Consider the following 22,434-nt stretch of genomic DNA (forward strand, 5'->3'; position numbering starts at 1 on the left):
GGCTACTTCACTTCCTTGAGGTCACGGTAGGCGGCGACGAGAGCGGCCGTGGAGGCGTCGAGTCCGGGCACGTCCGCACCCGAGGTGAGGGCGGGCTCCACGCGCTTGGCGAGGACCTTGCCCAGCTCCACGCCCCACTGGTCGAAGGAGTCGATGTTCCAGACGGCGCCCTGGACGAACACCTTGTGCTCGTAGAGGGCGATGAGCTGCCCGAGGACCGACGGTGACAGCTCGCCCGCGAGGATGGTCGTCGTGGGGTGGTTGCCCTGGAACGTGCGGTGCGCTACCTGCTCCTCCGGGACGCCCTCCGCACGGACCTCGTCGGCCGTCTTGCCGAACGCCAGCGCCTGGCCCTGCGCGAACAGGTTGGCCATCAACAGGTCGTGCTGCGCCTTGAGTTCGTCGCTCAGCTCGCCGACCGGACGCGCGAACCCGAGCAGGTCGGCCGGGATCAGCTTCGTGCCCTGGTGGATCAACTGGTAGTACGCGTGCTGCCCGTTGGTGCCCGGCGTGCCCCACACCACGGGACCGGTCTCCCAGGAGACCGGACGCCCCTCGCGGTCCACGGACTTGCCGTTGGACTCCATGTCCAGCTGCTGCAAGTAGGCGGTGAACTTGGAGAGATAGTGCGAGTACGGCAGCACCGCGTGCGACTGCGCGCCCAGCACGTTGCCGTACCAGACCCCCAACAGGCCCATGATCAAAGGCGCGTTGGCCTCGGCGGGCGCCGTACGGAAGTGCTCGTCGACCAGGTGGAACCCGTCGAGCATCTCCCGGAACCCGTCCGGACCGATCGCGATCATCAGCGAGAGCCCGATCGCGGAGTCGTACGAGTAGCGCCCGCCGACCCAGTCCCAGAACTCGAACATATTCGCCGTGTCGATGCCGAAGTCCGCGACCTTCTCGGAGTTCGTCGACAGCGCGACAAAGTGCTTGGCCACGGCCTTCTCGTCGCCGTCCAGGCCCCTGAGCAGCCAGGATCGCGCCGAGGTGGCGTTGGTGATCGTCTCGATCGTGGTGAACGTCTTCGAGGCGACGATGAACAGCGTCTCCTCGGGATCGAGGTCGCGCACGGCCTCGTGCAGGTCGGAGCCGTCCACGTTGGACACGAACCGGAAGGTCAGCGAACGGTCCGTGAACGCCCGCAGCGCCTCGTACGCCATCGCGGGACCGAGGTCCGAGCCACCGATACCGATGTTGACGACGTTGCGGATCCGCTTGCCGGTGTGCCCGACCCACTCGCCCGACCGCACCTGCCCGGCGAACGCGGCCATCTTGTCGAGCACCGCGTGCACGGCCGGTACGACGTTCTCGCCATCGACCTCGATCACCGCGCCGCGCGGCGCCCGCAGCGCGGTGTGCAGCACCGCCCGCTGCTCGGTGATGTTGATCTTCTCGCCCCGGAACATCGCGTCCCGCAGCCCGAACACGTCGGTGGCGGCGGCGAGTTCACGCAGCAGCGTCAGCGTCTCGTCGGTGACGAGGTGCTTCGAGTAGTCGATCCGCAGATCGCCGACCCGGACGACGTACCGCTCGGCGCGGGCGGGGTCGGTCGCGAACAGCTCGCGCAGCCCGGTCCGTCGGGCCGAGTGCGCCAACAGCGCTTCCCACTCGGGCCGTTCGGTGAGCAGAGGTGTCTCAGACATGTGCGGGGGTCTCCTTGGTGCCCTCGCCGCGCAGGGCGACGGCGTACATCTCGTCCGCGTCGAGGCGACGCAGTTCCTCGGCGATGAGTTCTGAGGTGGTGCGCACCTTCAGCGCGAGGGTGCGGGACGGCTGGCCCGGCAGCGACAGCGTCGCGAGGGGGCCGTCGGGACGGTCGATGACGACCTCGCCGTCCGCCGTGCCGAGCCGGACGGCCGTGACGACCGGACCGGCCGTGACCACGCGGTCGATCGTGACCTTGAGGCGCGCCTCCAGCCAGCGGGCGAGCAGCTCGGCGGCCGGGTTGTCGGCCTCGGCCTCGACGGCGCCGGAGACGATCGGCACCCGGGCCTGGTCGAGGGCCGCCGCGAGCATCGAGCGCCACGGTGTGAGGCGGGTCCAGGCGAGGTCGGTGTCGCCGGGGGCGTACGACCGTACCCGCGCGGACAGCGTCTGGAGGGGGTTCTCGACCGCGTACAGGTCGGTGATCCTGCGCTGCGCCAGCGCGCCCAGCGGGTCCTTCGAGGGGTTCTCGGGGGCGTCCACCGGCCACCAGACGACGACCGGCGCGTCCGGCAGCAGCAGCGGCAGGACCACCGAGTCGGCGTGGTCGGACACCTCGCCGTAGGTGCGCAGCACGACGGTCTCGCCGGCGCCCGCCTCGGAGCCGACCCGGACCTCGGCGTCGAGCCGGGACTGGGTGCGCTCGCGCGGGGTGCGGGCCTGGCGCTTGATGACGACCAGGGTGCGCGAGGGGTGCTCGTGCGATGCCTCCTCGGCCGCCTTGATCGCGTCGTACGCGTTCTCTTCGTCCGTGACGATGACCATCGTCAGGACCATTCCCACGGCGGGGGTGCCGATGGCGCGGCGACCCTGCACCAGCGCCTTGTTGATCTTGCTTGCCGTGGTGTCGGTGAGGTCGATCTTCATGGCCTGCGCCAGCTCCGTCCGTCTCGTGCGAGCATCTCGTCGGCTTCCTGGGGGCCCCAGCTGCCGGACGCGTACTGGGCGGGCTTCCCGTGCGTCGCCCAGTGGACCTCGATCGGATCGAGGATCTTCCAGGACTCTTCCACTTCCTGGTGGCGGGGGAAGAGGTTGGCGTCCCCGAGCAGTACGTCCAGGATGAGCCGTTCGTACGCCTCGGGGCTGGACTCCGTGAAGGATTCGCCGTACGCGAAGTCCATCGTCACGTCCCGGATCTCCATCGAGGTACCCGGGACCTTCGACCCGAACCGTACCGTCATGCCCTCGTCCGGCTGGACCCGGATGACGATCGCGTTGGAACCCAGCTCCTCCGTGGCGCTGGAGTCGAACGGCGAGTGCGGCGCCGTCTGGAAGACCACCGCGATCTCGGTGACCCGGCGGCCGAGCCGCTTTCCGGTGCGCAGGTAGAACGGGACCCCGGCCCAGCGGCGGTTGTCGACGTTCAGCTTGATCGCCGCGTACGTGTCCGTCGTGGAGGCCGGGTCGATGCCGTCCTCCTGGAGGTAGCCGCTGACCTTCTCGCCGCCCTGCCAGCCCTCGGCGTACTGGCCGCGCACGGTGTGCTCGCCGATGTTCTCCGGGAGCTTCACGGCCTTGAGGACCTTCAGCTTCTCGGTGAGCAGCGACGCCGCGTCGAACGCGGCCGGCTCCTCCATCGCGGTGAGCGCCATCAGCTGGAGCAGGTGGTTCTGGATGACGTCACGGGCCGAGCCGATGCCGTCGTAGTACCCGGCGCGCCCGCCGATGCCGATGTCCTCGGCCATCGTGATCTGCACGTGGTCGACGTACGACCGGTTCCAGATCGGCTCGAACATCTGGTTCGCGAAGCGCAGCGCCAGGATGTTCTGGACGGTCTCCTTGCCGAGGTAGTGGTCGATCCGGAAGACCTGGTCCGGGTCGAACACGTCGTGCACGATCCGGTTCAGCTCCTCGGCCGACGCCAGGTCGTGCCCGAACGGCTTCTCGATGACCGCGCGCCGCCAGGAGCCCTCCGGCGGGGTCGCCAGCCCGTGCTTCTTCAGCTGCTGGACGACCTCGGGGAAGAACTTCGGCGGTACGGAGAGGTAGAAGGCGTAGTTGCCGCTCGTACCGCGCGCCGCGTCCAGCTCGTCGACGGTCTGCCGCAGCTGCTTGAACGCGGTGTCGTCGTCGAAGGCCCCGGGGATGAACCGCATGCCCTCCGCGAGCTGCTGCCACACCTCCTCGCGGAACGGCGTCCGGGCGTGCTCGCGCACCGAGTCGTGCACGACCTGCGCGAAGTCCTGGTCCTCCCAGTCCCGGCGGGCGAACCCGACGAGCGAGAAGCCCGGCGGGAGCATCCCGCGGTTGGCGAGGTCGTAGACGGCCGGCATCAGCTTCTTGCGCGACAGGTCACCCGTCACCCCGAAGATCACCAGCCCGGACGGCCCCGCGATCCGCGGCAGCCGCCGGTCCCGGGGATCCCGCAGCGGGTTCTCCCAGTCGGCCGGGTCCACGGCCGTACCGCTGACAGTGTCTACGGCGTTCATTCCGCGCCCACTCCCTTGTTTCCCTTGCTCTCCAGCGACTTCCTGACCGCGCTCAGCAGGTCCTCCCACGCGACCGCGAACTTCTCGACACCCTCCTGCTCCAGTCGGGTGACCACCTCGTCGTACGACACACCCAGCGCCGCCACCGCGTCGAGGTCCGCGCGGGCCTGCTCGTACCCGCCCGTGACCGTGTCACCGGTGACGACCCCGTGGTCGGCGACCGCGTCCAGTGTGGCCTGCGGCATGGTGTTGACCGTGCCGGGCGCGACCAGCTCGTCCACGTACAGGGTGTCCTTGTAAGCAGGATCCTTCACTCCGGTCGAAGCCCACAGCGGACGCTGGCGGTGCGCGCCCGCGCTCTCCAGGGCGGCGAAGCGCTCGGAGGCGAAGACCTTCTCGTACGCCTCGTAGGCCAGCCGCGCGTTCGCGAGCGCCGCCCTGCCCTTGAGGGCGAGGGCCTCGTCGGTGCCCAGCGCGGTGAGCCGCTTGTCGATGTCGGAGTCGACGCGGGAGACGAAGAAGGAGGCCACGGAGTGGATCGTGGACAGGTCGAGACCGGCCGCGCGCGCCTTCTCCAGGCCCGCGAGGTAGGCGTCCATGACCTCGGCGTACCGCTCCAGGGAGAAGATCAGCGTCACGTTCACGCTGATCCCGAGGCCCGCGACCTCGGTGATCGCCGGGAGGCCGGCCTTCGTCGCCGGGATCTTGATCATCACGTTCGGCCGGTCCACCAGCCAGAACAGCTGCTTCGCCTCGGCGACGGTCGCCGCCGTCTCGTGCGCGAGACGCGGGTCCACCTCGATCGAGACCCGGCCGTCCCGGCCGCCGCTCGCGTCGTACACCGGCCGCAGCACGTCCGCCGCGTCCCGTACGTCGGCCGTCGTCATCATCCGTACGGCCTCGTCGACCGTGACGCCGCGTACGGCCAGGTCGGCGAGCTGCTCCTCGTAGCCCTCGCCGGAGCCGATCGCGGCCTGGAAGATCGAGGGGTTGGTGGTGACGCCGACGACGTGCTGGGTGGCGATCAGCTCGGCGAGGTTGCCGGAGACGAGCCGCTGGCGCGAGAGGTCGTCCAGCCAGATGGAGACGCCTTCAGCACTCAGGCGTTCCAGGGGTGTTGCGGTCACTTCGATCATCTTCTTTCTGGCGTTTCGATCAACCACGCGCGGCGGCAAGGGATTCCCGGGCTGCGGCGGCGACGTTCTCTGCGGTGAAGCCGTACTCGGCGAACAGGGTCTTCGCGTCGGCGGAGGCGCCGAAGTGCTCCAGGGACACGATGCGTCCGGCGTCACCGACGTAGCGGTACCAGGTCAGGCCGATGCCGGCTTCCACGGCGACGCGGGCCTTGACGGCGGCGGGGAGGACTTGCGCGCGGTACTCGGCGGTCTGCTCCTCGAACCACTCCACCGACGGCATCGAGACCACGCGGGTGGGGGTGCCCTCGGCCTCCAGCAACTCCCGTGCGGCGACGGCGAGCTGGACCTCGGAGCCGGTCGCGATCAGGACGACCTCGGGGGCCTCGCTCGCCTCGGCCAGGACGTAACCGCCCTTCGCCGCGTCCGGGTTGGGCGCGTACGTCGGAACTCCCTGGCGGGTCAGGGCCAGTCCGTGCGGGGCCGGGTGCGTGGAGTGGCGCTTGAGGATCTCCGCCCAGGCGATCGCCGTCTCGTTCGCGTCGGCGGGGCGTACGACGTTCAGGCCCGGGATCGCGCGCAGCGACGCCAGGTGCTCGACCGGCTGGTGGGTCGGGCCGTCCTCGCCGAGGCCCACCGAGTCGTGCGTCCAGACGTAGGTGACCGGGAGCTGCATCAGCGCGGACATGCGGACCGCGTTGCGCATGTAGTCGGAGAAGACGAGGAACGTCCCGCCGTAGATACGGGTGTTGCCGTGCAGCGCGATGCCGTTCATCTCGGCGGCCATCGAGAACTCGCGGATGCCGAAGTGGACGGTCCGGCCGTACGGGTCGGCCTCCGGAAGGGGGTTGCCCTTCGGGAGGAACGAACTCCCCTTGTCGATGGTCGTGTTGTTCGAGCCCGCCAAGTCGGCGGAGCCGCCCCAGAGTTCGGGGACGACCGGGCCCAGCGCCTGGAGGACCTTGCCGGAGGCCGCGCGCGTCGCGACGGACGTGCCCTCCTCGAACACCGGCAGCGCGTCCTGCCAGCCCTCGGGGAGCTGACCGGCCACGACACGGTCGAACAGGGCGGCGTGCTCGGGGAATCGGTTCCGCCACTCGGCGATCCGCTTGTCCCACGCGGCGTGCGCCTCGGCGCCCCGGTCGAGGGCCTGGCGGCTGTGGGCGAGGACCTCGGGGGCGACCTCGAAGGACCGCTCCGGGTCGAAGCCGAGCAGGCGCTTGGTGGCGGCGACCTCGTCGGCGCCGAGCGCGGAGCCGTGCGAGGCCTCCGTGTTGCGGGCGTTGGGGGCGGGCCAGGCGATGATCGTGCGCAGGGCGATGATCGACGGGCGGTCGGTCTCGGCCTGCGCCGCCTTCAACGCCGCGTACAGGGCGGGGACATCGACGTCGCCCTCGTCGGTGGGTGCCACGCGCTGAGTGTGCCAGCCGTACGCCTCGTACCGCCCCAGGACGTCCTCCGAGAACGCCGTCGCCGTGTCGCCCTCGATCGAGATGTGGTTGTCGTCGTAGACGAAGACCAGGTTGCCGAGCTTCTGGTGGCCTGCCAGCGAGGACGCCTCGGCGGAGACGCCCTCCTCCAGGTCGCCGTCCGAGACGATCGCCCAGATCGTGTGGTCGAAGGGGGAGGTGCCCTCGGGGGCCTCCGGGTCGAAGAGGCCGCGTTCGTAGCGGGCCGCCATCGCCATGCCGACCGCGTTCGCCAGGCCCTGGCCGAGGGGGCCCGTCGTGGTCTCGACGCCCGCCGTGTGGCCGTACTCGGGGTGGCCCGGGGTCTTCGAGCCCTGCGTGCGGAACGCCTTCAGGTCGTCGAGTTCAAGTTCGTATCCGGCCAGGAAGAGCTGGGTGTAGAGGGTCAGCGAGGTGTGGCCGGGGGACAGTACGAAGCGGTCGCGGCCCGTCCACTCCGGGTCCGCCGGGTCGTGCCGCATCACCTTCTGAAAGATCGTGTACGCGACCGGGGCCAGGCTCATCGCCGTGCCCGGGTGGCCGTTGCCGACCTTCTGCACCGCGTCCGCCGCGAGCACGCGGGCGGTGTCCACGGCTCGGCGGTCGAGGTCGGTCCACTCCAGGGCCTTGGGTGTCTGCGCGCTCATCGTCAGAGATCCCTCTTCAAGAAGTCACTTGTGCGACCGGTAACACGGCCGTTACGTCTCCAAAACTAAAAGTCGGACTTTTTCTGTGGAAGGGCTGCATGTGTCAGCCTGTGGTGAAAGTGGGACACGGAGATCACGAGCGAGGCGGCGCGAGCGGGACATGGCGGACAGAACCATCCAAGGCGGCGAGGGTGACGGGCCGGTGGCCGGAATCCGAACGTTCCCCTTCCCCGCCGACCTCAGCGTCGCGGGGGTGGGCATGCAGGTCGGGCCCATGAACACCGGGCGCGCCTGGCACCCCGCCGAGGCACGCATCGACCGCGTCCACCGCATCGACTTCCACGTGGTCCTGCTGTTCGAGGACGGGCCCGTGCGGCACATGGTCGACTTCACGGAGTACGAGGCCCGTGCGGGCGACGTCCTGTGGATCAGGCCGGGGCAGGTCCACCGCTTCTCCCGCGTCCCCGACTACCGGGGGACCGTCCTCGCGATGCAGCCCGGGTTCCTGCCGCGCGCGACCGTCGAGGCGACGGGGCTGTACCGCTACGACCTCCCGCCGCTTCTGCGCCCCGACGCGGAGCGGCTCGCCGCGCTGCGGGGTTCCCTGTCGCACCTCCGGCGCGAGTACGAGGACGCGAAGACGCTGCCGCTCAGCCTCCATACGGCGGTGCTGCGGCACTCCCTGACCGCGTTCCTGCTGCGCCTCGCCCACCTCGCGGCGACCAGCTCCGCCGAGGCGGAACGGCGGATGGACACGACGTTCACGCTGTTCCGCGACGCGGTCGAACGGGACTTCGCGACGAACCACAGCGTCAGCGCGTACGCGGACGCCCTCGGCTACTCCCGGCGCACCCTGGTCCGCGCGGTGCGCGCCGCGACCGGCGAGACGCCCAAGGGCTTCATCGACAAGCGGGTCGTCCTGGAGGCGAAGCGGTTGCTGGCGCACACGGACCTGCCCATCGGCCGCGTGGGCGCCGCCGTGGGCTTCCCCGACCCGGGCAACTTCTCGAAGTTCTTCCACCAGCACACGGAGACGACGCCGGCGGCGTTCCGGGCGGAGCTGCGCTAGCGGAGGTCCCTGAAGGCGAGGGGGGCATCGGGGGCGCAGGTCTCGTCGTGCAAGGCGAGGCCGCCGAGGTCTGCGGGGAGCGGTGTGGTGAAGTGCGCGGGGTCGAGACGGAAGCGGACACGGGTGCCTTCTGCCGGGGGCGGGGTGAACCGGGCCGGCTCCGCGAGGGGTTGGAGACACCGGAGGGTCTGCCGGAAACCTGTGCCGTCCCGCCACACCTCGACGAGGGTCTCCGTACTCAGCACTGCCGCCGCGGCGGCGAAGCAGCGGTTCGGGCCGAGCAGCGAGTCGTTGTACCCCGGGACGGGGCGCCCTTCCGCGTCCAGCGCGTCGGCACGGTCGTCGCCGATCGAGAACTCCAGGTCGGCGTGGATCTCGACCTCGACACGCAGGGAGTGCGGCTCGGCCACCTTGGCCGCCGGGTGCAGAGAGTGGCCCACAACGGCGCTCAGCACCTCACCGGTCAGCCGGGGGTCACGCAGCCCGACACGGAAGTGCATACCGGGCCTTCGCAGGACGGACTCCTCCATGGAGAGCACGATGATCTGGCTTGCGTCGTACTCGTCGGCGGTCATGCGCGCACGCTACCCGGGAGCCGAGGCCGAGGGTGTCCGGCCGGGACTTGCGCCGGCCGGACACCTCGTACCGCCCTACCAGGTCACGAACATCACCGACCTGAAGTGGTCGGGGGCGTTCGTGCCCGGGTCCATGAAGGTCGCGGTCTCCTCGGGGTGGCAGTCCGTGCCCCGGTACAGGATGGCGCGGCGGTCGGTGTGGTTGGTCGCTTGGGTCGCTTCGGCCAGCGTGTTGTAGCAGCGATTGTCCTCGGGGTTGGGCAGATCGGCTCCCGGCGGCCACCCCCCGTTCAGGTAGTAGTAGGCGAAGGATCCTCGGGCCGCCTGGGCGGGCGTCGTGAACGCGGTGCACAGGGCTGTGGCGGCCACGACCACGGCCAGCGTCTTGCGGAGGTGCTTCATGAACTCGCTCTCTCGGGGGGCGTGTTGCGGACGGCCAGTGTGTTCGCCCGGACACGCCCGTGAGGCGGGCGTCACCCGAACGGCCGTGGAGGAAACGATCCCGCTTCACCCGCCCGGGTTACCCGGCCGAGGCCCGACGGCCGTACCGACATAGCGTGACGGCGCCGGTCACGCGGACGCGCTTGCGCCATTTTCCCGGGGCGGCGCGAACCGGAAGCGCGTCACCAGGGCACCTCTCCCTCGTCGTCGAAGAAGCGGCCCGTCGGACCGTCGGCCGAAACGGTAGCCAGCCGGATCGCGGCAGCCGCGCCCTGCTGGGGGGTGCGCACTCCCCGGAAGCCGTTGAGGTCGGTCGCCGTGAAGCCGGGGCAGACGGCGTTGATCAGGATGTGCGTGTCGGCCAGTTCCTTGGCGTACTGCACGGTGACGGCGTTGAGGAACGTCTTCGACGGGGCGTACGCGATGGCGATGGGGCCGGTCTCGGCGCCAGGCGTGGTCTGGAGCGTGAGGGAGCCGACGCTGCTGGAGACGTTCACGATCCGCGGTGACGGCGAGCGGCGCAGCAGCGGCAGCAGGGCGTTGGTGACGCGGATGACGCCGATCACGTTGGTCTCCACGGCCGCCCGTACCCGGTTCACGTCGACCGTGGTGGGCTCCTGCGGCCCGCCCCCGGTGATCCCCGCGTTGTTGACGAGTGCGTCGAGCCGCCCGGCCCGCTCCTCCATCAGCCGAGCCGCCGCTGTCACGCTCGCGTCGTCGGTCACATCCAGCGGCACGCCGAACGCATCGGCTCCGGCCGCGCGCAGCTTGTCGACAGCGGCCTTGCGCCGTTCCTCGCTGCGCGCGCCGATTCCGACGGACCAGCCGAGGGCGCCGAGCCCGGCGGCGATCTCGTACCCGATGCCCTTGTTGGCCCCGGTCACCAGCGCGACCTTGTGGTGGTTCACAGTGTTCGTCTCACTCATGACATCGATGCTTCTCCCCCGCCGGGCAGGGCGTCCAAGACCGACTGGGTGGACGGCGATACCGCCCGGATATCGCTCCTGGTCGGCCCGGTTAGGCTGGTGGGGTGGAGACACGTGAGCTGCGGTACTTCGTCGCGGTCGCCGAGGAGCTGCACTTCGGCCGGGCCGCGCAGCGGCTCGGGATCGCCCAACCGCCGCTGTCGCGGGCGATCGGCGGGCTCGAACGGCGCCTGGGCACCCTCCTGCTGGAGCGTGGCAGCCGGGGTGTCTCCCTGACCGTGGCAGGGGCGGTGCTGCTGCGGGAGGCGCGGGCTGCGCTGGACGCCGTCGAGGCCGCCGAACGGCGCACCCGCCGGGCCGCCCTCGCCGCGACCGGCCGCCCCGCCGTGGCCCTGGCCGCGAAGGCGGGCGCCTCCGGTGAACTGCTGGCGAAACTCCTCGACGCCTACGCCGCCGAGCCCGGCGCCGTCGCCGTGGACGTCGTGCTGTGCGGACCGGGCGAACAGGCACGGTTGCTGCACGACGGCCGGGCCGACGTAGCCCTGCTGCATCGGCCGTTCGACGACACGGCCGGCTTCGACACCGAGGACCTGCACCACGAGGGTCAGGTCGCGGTCCTCCCGGCGGGCCACCCTCTCAGCGCCCGCCCCCACGTGCGGCTCGCCGAGGTCACCGGCCTTCCTGACCTGCCTCTGCCGCGCTGGCCCCGCCCTGACGGCACCTTCCCGGACGGCCCCGGACCGCAGGTGCGCGACCACACGCAACTCACCCAGCTCATCGCCCTCGGCCGAGCCTGCGCCGTCGTCCCGGAGTCGGGCCTCACCGGCCTGCGCGAGGACCTCACCGCCGTACCGGTTCCCGACGCCCCCCACGTCACCACGGTCATCGCCTGGCCCCCACACAGCCGCTCAACGGCGGTCGCGGGGCTGGTCCGCGCCGCCACCGCCCTGTGACCGACGGCGGTGAACGCCGGGAGATCGTGCCGGATTTCGGGGACGGTGTCCGGTTTCCCATCAGCTCCCGGCACATCGCGCGGTACGAGGTGACTGGCCTGCACTGGCGCCGCCAGATAGAGATCCTTGACCCCTGGGGGGACCGGGACGGCCGGTAGCGGCTGCGGCAAGCGTTGGACCGCGTCCTGGGGGACGGACCGCAGGGTCCCCCCGCCGTATTCGACGACATGCGCCCGAGCCAGGGTGGGCTTGGGCGGCTCCTGTGACTCTTCTGGGCGACCACCGGGCTGTCCAGCGGTGCGTTGAGCTGGGCATGAACCGACTGAGCGTTACCGCTGCCCTTCTGGGCGCGCTGTCCCTGACCGGCCTTCCCGCCACGCCCGCCGCTGCTGTGGACCCGACGCCGCCCCTCGGCTGCGCTTCCACCACGGGCTACGACGCGGGCAACCGGAACAGCGCGAGGCTGACCATCTGTTTCACGCAGCAGATCAAGTACTTCGCCGACGAGGGTGTCAATCGGATGGCTCCGGGCGTGACGGTGGACGCGCACTGCTGGCACAGGACGGCCGTGTTCTGGACCGAGCAGAACACCTGCGAGTGGAAGGGCACGCTGTCGATGAAGAAGGACGGCGTCGAGCAGTGGAGGGAGCCGAACTGGGGCAAGGTGACCTACTCCCTCCACCAGCACAACACCGAGCAGTTCGCCTTCTACCAGTGCCGGGGCAACGGCACCTACGCCCTGACCCTGGACAACATCACGATGTTGGTCCATCACTCCGACACGACGCGGCACGTGGTCCCTGTTGAGCCCGTCACCCGCACCAGCACGGGCTGCTGACCCACGCGCACATACTGCGGGCCCGCCCGGATGTCCGGGCGGGCCCGCAGGCCGTTTCTCCGGTCCAGCATCCGCATCCACGACTTATGGGGTCAGTGCCCGAAGTCGAACCAGTTGACGTTCACGAAGTCGTTCGGCTGGCCGCTCGTGAAGGTGAGGTAGACGTCGTGGGTGCCGGTGACGGAGCTGATGTTGGCGGGGACCGTGCGCCAGGTCTGCCAACTGCCCGTGCTCGCCAGGGAGAAGCTGCCGATCGGGGTGGAGGTCCGGCTGTCCAGGCGTACTTCGACCAGACCGCTGACGCCGGATGCCGCGCCGCTCGCGACACGGGCGTAGAACTGCTTCGCCGGAGTGGAGCCGAAGTCGACGCCCTTGTACTGGGCCCAGTCGCCGTTCGCCAGGGAGCCGATGTTCTGGCCGCCGCCGGTGTCGGAGGTGGTCTCCGTGGTGGTGCCGGACTGCGCGTCGTAGGACTCGGCCTGGATGGGGGCGTAGGCGTCACGGGACCCTGTGGGAGGGGGAGTTGTGCCGCCGCCGGTGGACTGGAGGACCTGGACGTAGTCGACGAGCATCGGGTGGCCCGGCACGGTGCCGCTGTCCAGGCCGCCGCCGTACGCGTCCGGGAAGGCGCCGCCCATCGCGACGTTCAGGATGACGAAGAAGCCGTGGTTGGTGGCGTTGGCCCAGGTGGTGGCGTCGACCTGGTTCGCGGTCACCGTGTGGTAGTTGACGCCGTCGACGGAGAAGCGGATCGCCTCGGGGGTGACCGAACGGTCCCATTCCATCGTGTAGTTGTGGAAGCCGGACTGGCAGGTCGTCGAAGGGCAGGCGACGTTGTTGCCGATGCCGGTCGTCTCGTTGCAGGGCCCGCCGGGGTTGGTGCCGCAATGGACGGTCGCCCAGACCCGGTTGAGACCCTGGACGTTCTCCATGATGTCCAGCTCGCCGACGCCGGGCCAGTTCTGGTAGTTGCCCCGGTAGGGCGCGCCCAGCATCCAGAAGGCCGGCCAGTACCCCTCGGCGGCCGTGCCGGTGACGTTCGGCATCTGGATGCGCGCCTCGACACGGAGCTTGCCGCCCGCCGGGGGCTGGAAGTCCGTACGGTTCGTCTCGATCCGGCCCGACGTCCAGTTCCCGGCGGAGTCCCGCAGCGGCGTGATCCGGAGGTTGCCGCCGCCGTCGAGAGAGACGTTCGCCGTGCTGTTCGTCATCGTCTCGACCTCGCCGGTACCCCAGTTCGCGGGGCCGCCGGGGTACGAAGTGCCGGTGCTGTACTGCCAGTTCGAGGTGTTGACGCCGGTTCCGGCGGCGCCGTTGAAGTCGTCCAGGAAGACCTGGGACCAACCCGACGGCGGGGTCGGCGCGGAGGCGCCCGCGGGGAGGGTGGCCGCCGTCGCGAGGGCGGCGGCGAGGCCGAGCGTGGACAGGACGGCGAGCAGGGCGCGGCGCCGTCTGGGGACACCGGAGGCTGCGGTCATGGGGGACCTCTCGGGTACGGGTTGTGGGGAGTGCGGGTGCCGAGAGAGCTTTTGAGAGCGCTCTCAAGGTGCCGACAATGTCCACCCTGCCCGGAAGGCCGTCAAGAGTTGAAGCGAGGAATTGCCGTACAGGGAAGGCGAGTTCACCCGATGAAGACGGGTATGTGACGCGCTCGCGTCAACAAGGCGCGGGGGGTGCGGCCTACGCCGGCCTCCACCCCAGCGCCCGCGATATCCCCCGCGCCGCCACCCGCACCGCAGGCGCCAGCACCCCCACCTGCGCCCCCTGTTGGGGTACGACCACCGACACGGCGGCCACCACCTCGCCGCCGGGCCCCCGCACCGGAGCCGCCACCGACAGCGCGTCGTCCGTCACCTGACGGTCGCTCACCGCCACGCCCGTACGCCGGACTTCGGCGAGGACGCGGCGCAGAGCGGCGGGATCGGTGATCGTGCGGTCGGTGAACGACTTCAACGTGCCGGTGCAGTACGCCTCTTGGAGGCCCGCATCGCCGTGCGCCAGCAACACCAGCCCCACGCCGGTGACATGGAGTGGCCAGCGCGCCCCCACCCGGATGTGGACGCCCACCGAGGACCGCCCGCTGAGCCACTCCGTGTAGACGACGTCGTGGCCGTCACGGACCGCCAACTGGACGTTCTCGTGGGTGGCTTCGTAGAGGTCCTCCAGGTACGGGAGGGCGATCTGGCGCAGTGCGAGGCCGCGCGGCGAGAGCGCGGCGACCTCCCAGAGCCGCAGGCCGACGTGGTAGGCGCCGGACCCGTCCCGCTCCAGGGCGCCCCACGTGGTGAGGGCGCCGACGAGGCGGTGGGCGGTGGTGAGGGTCAGGCCGGCTCGCCGGCTGATGTCCGTGAGCGTCAGCGCCGTGTGGTCGTGGTCGAACGCGGCGAGGACGGACAGCAGCCGGTCGGGCGCGGATCGTCGGTTCATGCGTCACCCCGATGTGGTCTCCCGCGCCGGGGACGGTGCGGCGGCGGGCTCAAGAGTGTCGTACGACGTCTCGCGCATGCGCCAGACGGTGAGCGCGGTGATCGCGGCACCGGCGCACAGGAGCGGGGAAACCGGCGTGCTGGAACCGCCGCCTGAGGCCAGGAGGCTGCTCGCGATCAGCGGGCTCTCGGTGACGCGCAGCGCGACCAGCGGGACGGGTGCCCACACGCCGATCGCGTCGTACGTCGGCAGCAGGCCGACGAGGAAGCTGCCCGTGCCCATCAGGGCCATCGTCGGCAGCGTCATCGACTTGCGGCCGACCCGGTCGCCGGTCAGGCGAGGCCCTCGCCGGCCAGCCGCAGCAGCAGTCCGTGCAGCACCTCGCGCTCGGCCGAAGTCAGCGGCCCCGTCAGCTCGTTGGTGACCCGGAGGCCCGCTTCGTCCGTGTCCCGCAGGAACGCGCGGCCCGCCTCGGTGAGCACGACGGTGCGGCTGCGCCGGTCGTCGGGGGAGGGGCGGCGCTCGGCGAACGTGAGCCGCTCCAGGTCGTCGACCAGGCCGACGATCGCGCTCGGGTCGTAGCCGAGGCGCGCGCTCAACTCCCGTTGCAGAGCGCCCTCGCAGCCCGCGAGGTAGCGCAGCACCGCGTAGTGGCGCAGGCGCACGCCGGACTCCTGGAGGAACGTGTTGAACAACTGGCCCGAGCGCAGGCCGAGCCGGTACAGCAGATAGCCCGTGTCGGCGTGCAGGCCGCGCATCCATGGCTCGTCCGCGTCGATCTGGGCGGGGCTCGCGGTGTCGTGCGGGCTGGTGATGGCGGGCTCCTCGGGGTCGGCGCCGGGGTCGGGCGGTCTGTCGTACGGATTCCAGCATGAACCATCTGTAGGTCGGCGACAACTATTGACGACAACAATCATTGCTCTTAGCTTCTATCTCCACGCCCCTCCTCACCCGCTCCTCACCGAAGGGACTTTCCGTGCCCCGTATCGATCTCACCGGCAAGGCCGCCGTCGTCACCGGCGCCGGCCGTGGCCTCGGACTCGCCTACGCCCGCGCGCTGGCCGCCCACGGCGCCTCCGTGGTGGTCAACGACGTCGACGAGGAGGCCGCGGAAAGCGCGGTGAAAGCGATTGCCGAAACGGGCGGGACCGCCGTCGCCGAGGTGGTCCCCGTCGGGACGACCGAGGCCGCCGACCGGATCGTCGGGCGGGCCGTCGAGACGTTCGGGCGGCTCGACGTGCTGGTCACCAACGCCGGGATCCTGCGCGACAAGGTGCTGTGGAAGATGACGGACGACGACTTCGACGCCGTGATCACCACGCATCTGCGGGGCACCTTCACCTGCGCGCGCGCCGCCGCCGTCCACATGCGGGAGCGCGGCGAGGGCGGGACGCTGATCCTCGTCGGCTCGCCCGCCGGGCAGCGCGGGAACTTCGGGCAGACCAACTACGCGGCGGCCAAGGCCGGGATCGCCGCGTTCGCCCGGACCTGGTCGATGGAGCTGGCCCGCGCGCGGATCACCGTCAACGCGATCGTGCCCGTCGCCGCGACCGCGATGACCGAGACGATCCCCGCGTTCGCGCCGTACGTCGAGGCGATGAAGCGAGGGGAGCCGCTGCCCGGGTTCCTCCGCAAGGGCGAGGGGTTCGGGACGCCCGAGGACTGCGCGGCGCTCGTACCGTTCCTCGCGTCCGACGCGGCGCGCGGGATCACCGGGCAGGCGATCGGCATCGGCGGGGACAAGGTGACGCTGTGGTCGCATCCGCAGGAGGTGCGGGCGGCGTACGCGGACGGCGGCTGGTCGCCTCAGGCGCTCGCCGAGGCGTGGGGGACGTCGGTCGGGGCCCAGCCGGAGACGGTGGGAATCCCGGCGCCGAAGGTGGGGGAGGCGTGAGCGCGCGCCCGGTGATGGACGTCGAGGCCCTCACCGCGATCGACGTCCACACCCACGCCGAGGTCTCCTCCAAGGGCAACGTCTCCCTCGCCGACGACCTCCACGACGCCTCCGCCGCCTACTTCAAGGTCGAGGGCAAGCGCAAACCCACCCTGGAGGAGACGGCCGCCTACTACCGCGAACGCAACATGGCCGCCGTCGTCTTCACCGTCGACTCCGAGTCCGCGACCGGCACCGCCCCCGTCCCCAACGAGGAAGTGGCCGAGGCCGCCGCCGCGAACGCCGACGTCCTGATCCCCTTCGCGTCCATCGACCCGTTCCGGGGCAAGGCGGGCGTCAAGCAGGCCCGGCGGCTCATCGAGGAGTACGGGGTCAAGGGGTTCAAGTTCCACCCCAGCATCCAGGGCTTCTTCCCCAACGACCGCGCCATCGCGTACGACCTGTACGAAGTGATCGAGGGGTACGGCTGCATCGCGCTCTTCCACACCGGCCAGACCGGCATCGGCGCCGGCGTCCCGGGCGGCGGCGGCATCCGCCTCAAGTACTCCAACCCCCTGCACGTGGACGACGTCTCGGCCGACTTCCCCGACCTGAAGATCATCCTCGCGCACCCCTCCTTCCCCTGGCAGGACGAGGCGCTCGCGGTCGCCACCCACAAACCCGGCGTCCACATCGACCTCTCGGGCTGGTCGCCGAAGTACTTCCCGCCCCAACTGGTCCAGTACGCCAACACGTTGCTGAAGGACAAGGTCCTCTTCGGCTCCGACTTCCCCGTCCTCACCCCCGACCGCTGGCTCGCCGACTTCGCGAAGCTGCCGATCAAGGACGAGGTCAGGCCGAAGATCCTGAAAGAGAACGCCGCCCGCCTGCTGACGATCTAGAGGGGCCGCAGATGCGCAACGAGGGACTGGGCTCCTGGCCCGCCCGCCGGGCCCGGAAGACCCCGCACCGCACCGCCCTGGTCCACGGCGACACGCAGTACTCGTACGCCGGCCTGCACGACCGCACCACCCGCCTCGCCCACGCCCTGCGCGCGCGGGGCCTCAGACGCGGCGACCGCCTCGCCTACCTCGGCCCGAACCACCCCTCCTACCTGGAGGCCCTGTTCGCGGCCGGCACGCTCGGCGCGGTCTTCGTCCCGCTCAACACCCGCCTCGCGGGCCCGGAGATCGCGTACCAGCTCGCCGACTCCGGCGCCAAGACGCTGATCTACGCCCCCACCCACGCCGGTCTCGTCGCCGGACTCCCCGGCGGCACCGACGTACGGACCTACCTCGAAATCGGCGCGGAGTACGAACAGGCCCTGGACCAGGCGCGGTTCGAGCCGGTCGACGAACCCGTCACGGCCGACGACACCTGCGTCATCATGTACACCTCGGGCACCACCGGACGCCCCAAGGGCGCCATGCTCACCCACGGCAACCTCACCTGGAACGCCGTGAACGTCCTCGTCGACACCGACCTGATCGCCGACGAACGGGCCCTGGTCTCCGCCCCGTTGTTCCACACGGCGGGGTTGAACATGCTGACCCTGCCGGTCCTCCTCAAGGGCGGCACCTGCGTCCTGGTCGAGGCGTTCGACCCCGACGCGACCTTCGCTCTGGTCGCCCGGCACCGGATCACGTTCATGTTCGGCGTGCCGACGATGTTCGACCTGATGGCCCGTCACCCGGGCTGGGCCGACGCCGACTTGACCTCGCTGCGGCTGCTCACCTGCGGCGGCTCACCCGTACCGACCCCCCTCATCGCGGCGTACCAGGAACGGGGGCTGACCTTCCTCCAGGGGTACGGGATGACCGAGGCGTCGCCCGGGACGCTCTTCCTCGACGCCGAACACGCCATCAGCAAGGCCGGTTCGGCGGGGGTGCCGCACTTCTTCAGCGATGTCCGCGTGGTACGGCCGGACCTGGTGCCTGTCGAGGCGGGGGAGACCGGGGAGGTCGTGGTGCGCGGTCCCCATGTCATGCCCGGCTACTGGGGGTTGCCCGAGGAGAGCGCGGCCTCCTTCACCGACGGGTGGTTCCGCAGCGGGGACGCGGCGACGGTCGACGAGGACGGGTACGTCCATATCGTCGACCGGATCAAGGACATGATCATCTCCGGCGGGGAGAACATCTACCCCGCCGAGATAGAGGACGTGATCCTCACGCACCCCGGTGTCGCCGAGTGCGCGGTCATCGGCGTCGCCGACGAGAAGTGGGGCGAGGTGCCGCGCGCGGTCGTCGTGCCCCGCGAAGGGGCCAGCCCCGATCCCGACGCCATCCTCGCGGGGCTCGCGGGGCGGCTCGCCAAGTACAAGATCCCCCGGTCGGTCGTGCTCGTGGATGAACTCCCGCGCACCGCCTCCGGAAAACTCCTCAAGTCCCGGGTGCGCAAGCGCTACGGCAACAGCGAAGGAACGTCATGACCATCACCGTCAACGGCCTCGGCGAACTGAAGAAGCTCGCCGGGAGCGACCTCGGGGCCAGCGAGTGGACCGAGGTGACGCAGGGGAAGATCGACACGTTCGCCGACGCGACCGGGGACCACCAGTGGATCCACGTCGACGTGGAGAAGGCGAGGACGGGGCCGTTCGGGGCGCCGATCGCGCACGGATATCTCACGCTGTCACTCTTCATACCCCTGTTCTCAGGGCTCCTTGAGGTCGAGGGCGTCACCACCAAGGTCAACTACGGCCTGAACAAGGTGCGTTTCCCCTCTCCGGTGAAGGTGGGATCGCGGATCCGCCTCGCCGCGCGGCTCGCGGAGGTCGAGGATGTGGCAGGTGGGGTGCAGATCACGGTCGACGGCACGATCGAGATCGAGGGAGGTGCGAAGCCGGCTGCGGTCGTTCAGGGGGTGCTCAGGTTTCTCGCCTGAGAACAACCGCTCGAACTAGCCCATCGGACGTAAAGGCGCCCCTCTTCGGGCTGTGCCGTTCCGCCGGGAGAGATACTGTGCCCCCACCATGACGCTCCGCCGCCTAGGGACAACCGTGAGAACCACTGCACCGGCCGACAGGCCGAAGGCCGACACCGCGCCCCGCCTCGACGCCCCCACCGACCCGAAGAACGCCAGGGGAGTGCGCCGGGCCCTCGCCGGCACCCGGTCCGCCCAGGGTGCGGGGGTGACCTTCCAGTCGTCCATCTGACCACCGTCCGTCCGACCGCCGCCGAGAACCCCTGAATCCGCTCCCCCAGCCATGACCGGCCCCCTCGTCCCGCTGCGCCAGCTCGTGCTCAAGGTGCACAGCCGGTGCGACCTCGCGTGCCGTCACTGCTACGTGTACGAGCACGCGGACACGAGCTGGTCGGCCAAGCCCAGGGTGATCTCCGAGGAGACGGTCTCCGAGGCCGCCCGGCGGCTCGCGGAACACGCGCGGACGCACCGGCTCGCCTCCGTCCAGGTCATCCTCCACGGAGGCGAGCCCCTGCTCGCCGGAATCCCCCGCCTGCGGTACGTCTGCGAGCAACTCACCGGCGTGTTACGGGGAGTTGCCGAGCTGGATCTCCGTATCCACACCAACGGCGTGCAGTTGACGGCCCGTCACCTCGACCTCTTCGCCGAGTACGGCGTCCGCGTGGGTGTTTCCCTTGACGGAAACCGTGCCGCGAACAACCGTTTCCGCCTCTACCGCGATGGCCGCAGCAGCTACGACAAGGTCCTCGCGGCGCTCGCCCTGCTGAACGAGCACCCCCACCTCTACGCCGGAATCCTCTGCACGGTCGACGTCCGCAACGACCCCGCCGCCGTCTTCGACGCCCTCGCCGCCCTCACCCCTCCCCGCATCGACTTCCTTCTCCCGCACGCCACGTGGGACACCCCGCCCTACCGCCCCGAGGGCCGCGCCACCCCCTACGCCGACTGGCTGCTCGCGGTCCACGCCCGCTGGAGCGAGCGGGGCCGCCCCATGCCGGTGCGGCTCTTCGACTCCGTCGTCAGCACCCTCGGCGGCGGCCCGAGCCACACCGAGGCGATGGGCCTGGACTGTGCCGACGTCGTCGTGATCGACACCGACGGCGGCTACGAGCAGGCCGACTCCCTGAAGACCGCGTACGACGGCGCCCCCGCCACCGGCTACGACGTCACCCGCCACTCCTTCGACGACGTCTCCCGCCACCCTGGCATGGCCGCCCGGCAACAGGGCCTGGCCGGACTCAGCGAGCAGTGCCGCGCCTGCCCGGTCGTCCGCTCCTGCGGCGGCGGCCTCTTCGCGCACCGCTACCGCTCCGACGGCACGGGCTTCGACAACCCCTCCGTGTTCTGCGCCGACCTGAGGGAACTGGTCGACCGACTCGCCGCCCGCACCGGCGCGGACGCGACCCGTCCCGTCCCCGGCTTCGACGCCCTGGCCGACGGCACCGACGACGGCACGGCCGTCCGGGCCCTCACCGAAGGCCGAACAGCGGTCACCCTGGCTCTCCTCAACGAGCTGGAGGCCGAACTCCCGCACCCCGCAAGCCCGTTGTGGACGGACGCCTGGCAGCGCGCCGCCGCCCCGCACACCCTGGCGACCGTCCTGGCCCACCCCTACACCCGCCCCTGGATCCTGAGCTGCCTCGACGGCACCGCCTCCCCGGACCACCTCGCCACCCTCGTCACCCCCACCCCCGTACGCCGCCTGCGCTGCGGCCCCCTCGACATCGCCCTCGACGACAGCGACCCCCACCGCGACTGCTTCGGCGCCCCCCTCCACCCTGGACTCACCCCCGACGACGTCACCCGCTGGGAGCAAGTCCTCACCAAGTCCTGGGAGTTGATCGACCGGGCCCTCCCCGGCACCGCCGCCGCGATGGCCGCCGAGGTCAGGACGGTCACCCCCCTCACCGCGCCGCCCCGCACCGCCGGCGCGGGCCCGGCCGCGCTCGGCGCCCGCCTCGACGACGAACCCGCCGAGGTGGCCGCCCAGTTGGCGCACTGCTTCCGCCTCGGCGTCCTGGACACGCTGCTCGACGTGTGCGAGCTGTACGACGAGGAGGACCCGTACGTCGGCACGCTCCTCGCCGGCGCGTACGCGGGCGCCGCGACCGACGCCCTTCTCGGAACCTCCCAAGTCCAGGCCCGGCTACGGGAGTTGGCCGAGCACCCCGCCCTCACCCCCCTCGGCCGCAGGTTCGTCGACGGCATCGGGCGGTCCCTGTGAGCGCCGAGTTCGCCCGGCTGGGCGTGCGTCCCGGGGCCACCGTCCTGGTGCACGCCTCGCTGCGCCGGGTCGGCGTCGGCCCCGGCACGGTCCTCGGGGCGCTGCTCGATGCCGTCGGGCCCGAAGGGACGGTCGTCGTCCCGACGTTCACCGCCGGGAACTCCGACACCTCACCGGCGTACCGGTGGGAGACGCTCGGCATGACGGAGGCTCAGATCGGCGAACACCGGGCCAGGATGCCCGCGTTCGACCCCGAGGGCACGGCCTCGCAGGGGATGGGGCGGCTCGCGGAAGCCGTACGCCGGTCGGCGCGGGCCGTGCGCAGCGCGCATCCGCAGACCTCCTTCGCGGCGATCGGCGCGCGGGCGCGGGAGTTGATGGCCGGGCACGACGAGGAGTGCCATCTGGGGGAGCGGTCGCCGCTCGCCAGGCTGGAGGCGGCCTGGGCCCAGGTCCTGCTGCTCGGCGTGGGGTTCGAGGTGTGCAGCGCGTTCCATCTCGGTGAGGCGCGGGTGCCGGGGGTGGCGCGGCGGACGTACGGGTGCGTGGTGCGGCGGGGCGGGGTGCGGACCTGGGTGTGGTACGAGGACGTCGCCCACGACGACCGGGACTTCGGGGAGCTGGGCGCCGCGTTCGAGGCCGGGACGGGGATGGTGCGGCGCGGGCGGGTCGGGGGCGGGGAGGCGGCACTGTTCCCGCTCGCCGCCGCCGTCGCGTACGCGAGGGTCTGGCTGGCCGGAAATCGCGCACACGGGCTTTCCGCAGACCCGTCACAAGACGCGGCCCGCTCCCTACACTGATTTTCGGGGTGGCACGGGGATCGGG

21 protein-coding genes and 1 pseudogene are annotated in these 22,434 nt (G+C 70.9%); 10 read left to right on the top strand and 12 right to left on the bottom strand.

Annotated elements, in window-relative coordinates:
• Positions 1 to 2 precede the first annotated feature (2 nt).
• Genes pgi through tkt form a run of 5 tightly spaced genes read right to left on the bottom strand, consistent with a single transcriptional unit; the run spans position 3 to position 7,364 of the window.
• Positions 3 to 1,646, bottom strand: coding sequence for a glucose-6-phosphate isomerase (gene pgi / locus ACQCO7_RS35415; RefSeq protein WP_464075637.1), 1,644 nt, complete (start codon positions 1,644 to 1,646; stop codon positions 3 to 5).
• On the bottom strand, positions 1,639 to 2,574 hold the full coding sequence (gene opcA, locus ACQCO7_RS35420; RefSeq protein WP_464075638.1) for a glucose-6-phosphate dehydrogenase assembly protein OpcA: 936 nt from the start codon (positions 2,572 to 2,574) through the stop codon (positions 1,639 to 1,641). Before opcA ends, pgi begins: the two co-directional genes overlap by 8 nt.
• On the bottom strand, positions 2,571 to 4,136 hold the full coding sequence (gene zwf / locus ACQCO7_RS35425; protein WP_464075639.1) for a glucose-6-phosphate dehydrogenase: 1,566 nt from the start codon (positions 4,134 to 4,136) through the stop codon (positions 2,571 to 2,573). The genes opcA and zwf overlap by 4 nt, the downstream gene beginning before the upstream one ends.
• On the bottom strand, positions 4,133 to 5,272 hold the full coding sequence (gene tal / locus ACQCO7_RS35430; protein ID WP_464075640.1) for a transaldolase: 1,140 nt from the start codon (positions 5,270 to 5,272) through the stop codon (positions 4,133 to 4,135). The genes zwf and tal overlap by 4 nt, the downstream gene beginning before the upstream one ends.
• Positions 5,273 to 5,291: 19 nt before the next feature.
• Positions 5,292 to 7,364, bottom strand: coding sequence for a transketolase (gene tkt, locus ACQCO7_RS35435; RefSeq protein ID WP_464075641.1), 2,073 nt, complete (start codon positions 7,362 to 7,364; stop codon positions 5,292 to 5,294).
• 160 nt (positions 7,365 to 7,524) lie between these two features.
• On the opposite strand from tkt, the gene ACQCO7_RS35440 reads away from it, so the two are divergent.
• Positions 7,525 to 8,433: a helix-turn-helix domain-containing protein gene (locus tag ACQCO7_RS35440; protein ID WP_464075642.1), complete on the top strand. Its 909-nt coding sequence runs from the start codon at positions 7,525 to 7,527 to the stop codon at positions 8,431 to 8,433.
• Here ACQCO7_RS35440 and ACQCO7_RS35445 read toward each other — a convergent pair.
• The 3 genes from ACQCO7_RS35445 to ACQCO7_RS35455 all read right to left on the bottom strand — a co-directional run bounded on the left by ACQCO7_RS35445 (position 8,430) and on the right by ACQCO7_RS35455 (position 10,375).
• A complete protein-coding gene (locus tag ACQCO7_RS35445) occupies positions 8,430 to 9,008 on the bottom strand; it encodes a hypothetical protein (protein WP_464075643.1) in 579 nt (192 codons plus the stop codon). The two genes, ACQCO7_RS35440 and ACQCO7_RS35445, sit on opposite strands and share 4 nt — an antisense overlap.
• 75 nt (positions 9,009 to 9,083) lie before the next feature.
• On the bottom strand, positions 9,084 to 9,410 hold the full coding sequence (locus tag ACQCO7_RS35450) for a hypothetical protein (RefSeq protein ID WP_464075644.1): 327 nt from the start codon (positions 9,408 to 9,410) through the stop codon (positions 9,084 to 9,086).
• Between the two features lie 221 nt (positions 9,411 to 9,631).
• Entirely contained in the window at positions 9,632 to 10,375 is a 744-nt protein-coding gene (locus ACQCO7_RS35455; protein ID WP_464075645.1) for an SDR family oxidoreductase, read from the bottom strand.
• A 104-nt stretch (positions 10,376 to 10,479) separates the two neighbouring features.
• Between ACQCO7_RS35455 and ACQCO7_RS35460 the strand changes: the two genes are divergently transcribed.
• Together ACQCO7_RS35460 and ACQCO7_RS35465 are read left to right on the top strand one after the other, a co-directional pair.
• Positions 10,480 to 11,328, top strand: coding sequence for a LysR family transcriptional regulator (locus ACQCO7_RS35460; RefSeq protein WP_464075646.1), 849 nt, complete (start codon positions 10,480 to 10,482; stop codon positions 11,326 to 11,328).
• Between the two features lie 313 nt (positions 11,329 to 11,641).
• Positions 11,642 to 12,166 carry a hypothetical protein gene (locus ACQCO7_RS35465; RefSeq protein ID WP_464075647.1) on the top strand — a complete coding sequence of 175 codons (525 nt, stop codon included), beginning with the start codon at positions 11,642 to 11,644 and terminating at the stop codon, positions 12,164 to 12,166.
• 92 nt (positions 12,167 to 12,258) lie between these two features.
• Here ACQCO7_RS35465 and ACQCO7_RS35470 read toward each other — a convergent pair whose 3' ends face one another.
• The 4 genes and pseudogenes from ACQCO7_RS35470 to ACQCO7_RS35485 form a co-directional block, all read right to left on the bottom strand.
• Positions 12,259 to 13,644 (bottom strand): glycoside hydrolase family 16 protein, encoded by a 1,386-nt coding sequence (locus tag ACQCO7_RS35470; RefSeq protein ID WP_464075648.1) that lies wholly within the window; start codon positions 13,642 to 13,644, stop codon positions 12,259 to 12,261.
• Positions 13,645 to 13,846: 202 nt separating this feature from the next.
• Entirely contained in the window at positions 13,847 to 14,593 is a 747-nt protein-coding gene (locus ACQCO7_RS35475; protein ID WP_464075649.1) for an IclR family transcriptional regulator, read from the bottom strand.
• A gap of 186 nt (positions 14,594 to 14,779) precedes the next feature.
• Positions 14,780 to 14,923: pseudogene (locus tag ACQCO7_RS35480) on the bottom strand (MFS transporter); the annotation flags it as partial.
• 2 nt (positions 14,924 to 14,925) lie between these two features.
• Positions 14,926 to 15,351 carry a MarR family winged helix-turn-helix transcriptional regulator gene (locus ACQCO7_RS35485; protein ID WP_464077365.1) on the bottom strand — a complete coding sequence of 142 codons (426 nt, stop codon included), beginning with the start codon at positions 15,349 to 15,351 and terminating at the stop codon, positions 14,926 to 14,928.
• A 218-nt stretch (positions 15,352 to 15,569) separates the two neighbouring features.
• Between ACQCO7_RS35485 and ACQCO7_RS35490 the strand changes: the two genes are divergently transcribed.
• From ACQCO7_RS35490 to ACQCO7_RS35520, 7 genes are all read left to right on the top strand, one after another.
• The gene (locus tag ACQCO7_RS35490; RefSeq protein ID WP_464075650.1) at positions 15,570 to 16,487 is read left to right on the top strand and encodes an SDR family NAD(P)-dependent oxidoreductase; all 918 of its coding nucleotides are present in this window, start codon (positions 15,570 to 15,572) and stop codon (positions 16,485 to 16,487) included.
• 14 nt (positions 16,488 to 16,501) lie between these two features.
• On the top strand, positions 16,502 to 17,368 hold the full coding sequence (locus ACQCO7_RS35495) for an amidohydrolase family protein (protein ID WP_464077366.1): 867 nt from the start codon (positions 16,502 to 16,504) through the stop codon (positions 17,366 to 17,368).
• An 11-nt stretch (positions 17,369 to 17,379) separates the two neighbouring features.
• On the top strand, positions 17,380 to 18,894 hold the full coding sequence (locus ACQCO7_RS35500) for an acyl-CoA synthetase (protein ID WP_464075651.1): 1,515 nt from the start codon (positions 17,380 to 17,382) through the stop codon (positions 18,892 to 18,894).
• Positions 18,891 to 19,346 carry a MaoC family dehydratase gene (locus tag ACQCO7_RS35505; protein WP_464075652.1) on the top strand — a complete coding sequence of 152 codons (456 nt, stop codon included), beginning with the start codon at positions 18,891 to 18,893 and terminating at the stop codon, positions 19,344 to 19,346. Before ACQCO7_RS35500 ends, ACQCO7_RS35505 begins: the two co-directional genes overlap by 4 nt.
• A 115-nt stretch (positions 19,347 to 19,461) precedes the next feature.
• Positions 19,462 to 19,617 carry a hypothetical protein gene (locus ACQCO7_RS35510; RefSeq protein WP_464075653.1) on the top strand — a complete coding sequence of 52 codons (156 nt, stop codon included), beginning with the start codon at positions 19,462 to 19,464 and terminating at the stop codon, positions 19,615 to 19,617.
• Positions 19,618 to 19,668: 51 nt separating this feature from the next.
• Entirely contained in the window at positions 19,669 to 21,609 is a 1,941-nt protein-coding gene (locus tag ACQCO7_RS35515) for an FxsB family cyclophane-forming radical SAM/SPASM peptide maturase (protein ID WP_464075654.1), read from the top strand.
• Positions 21,606 to 22,409 (top strand): AAC(3) family N-acetyltransferase, encoded by an 804-nt coding sequence (locus ACQCO7_RS35520; protein WP_464075655.1) that lies wholly within the window; start codon positions 21,606 to 21,608, stop codon positions 22,407 to 22,409. Before ACQCO7_RS35515 ends, ACQCO7_RS35520 begins: the two co-directional genes overlap by 4 nt.
• Positions 22,410 to 22,434 lie beyond the last annotated feature (25 nt).

This window comes from Streptomyces saintjeani, assembly GCF_055409605.1.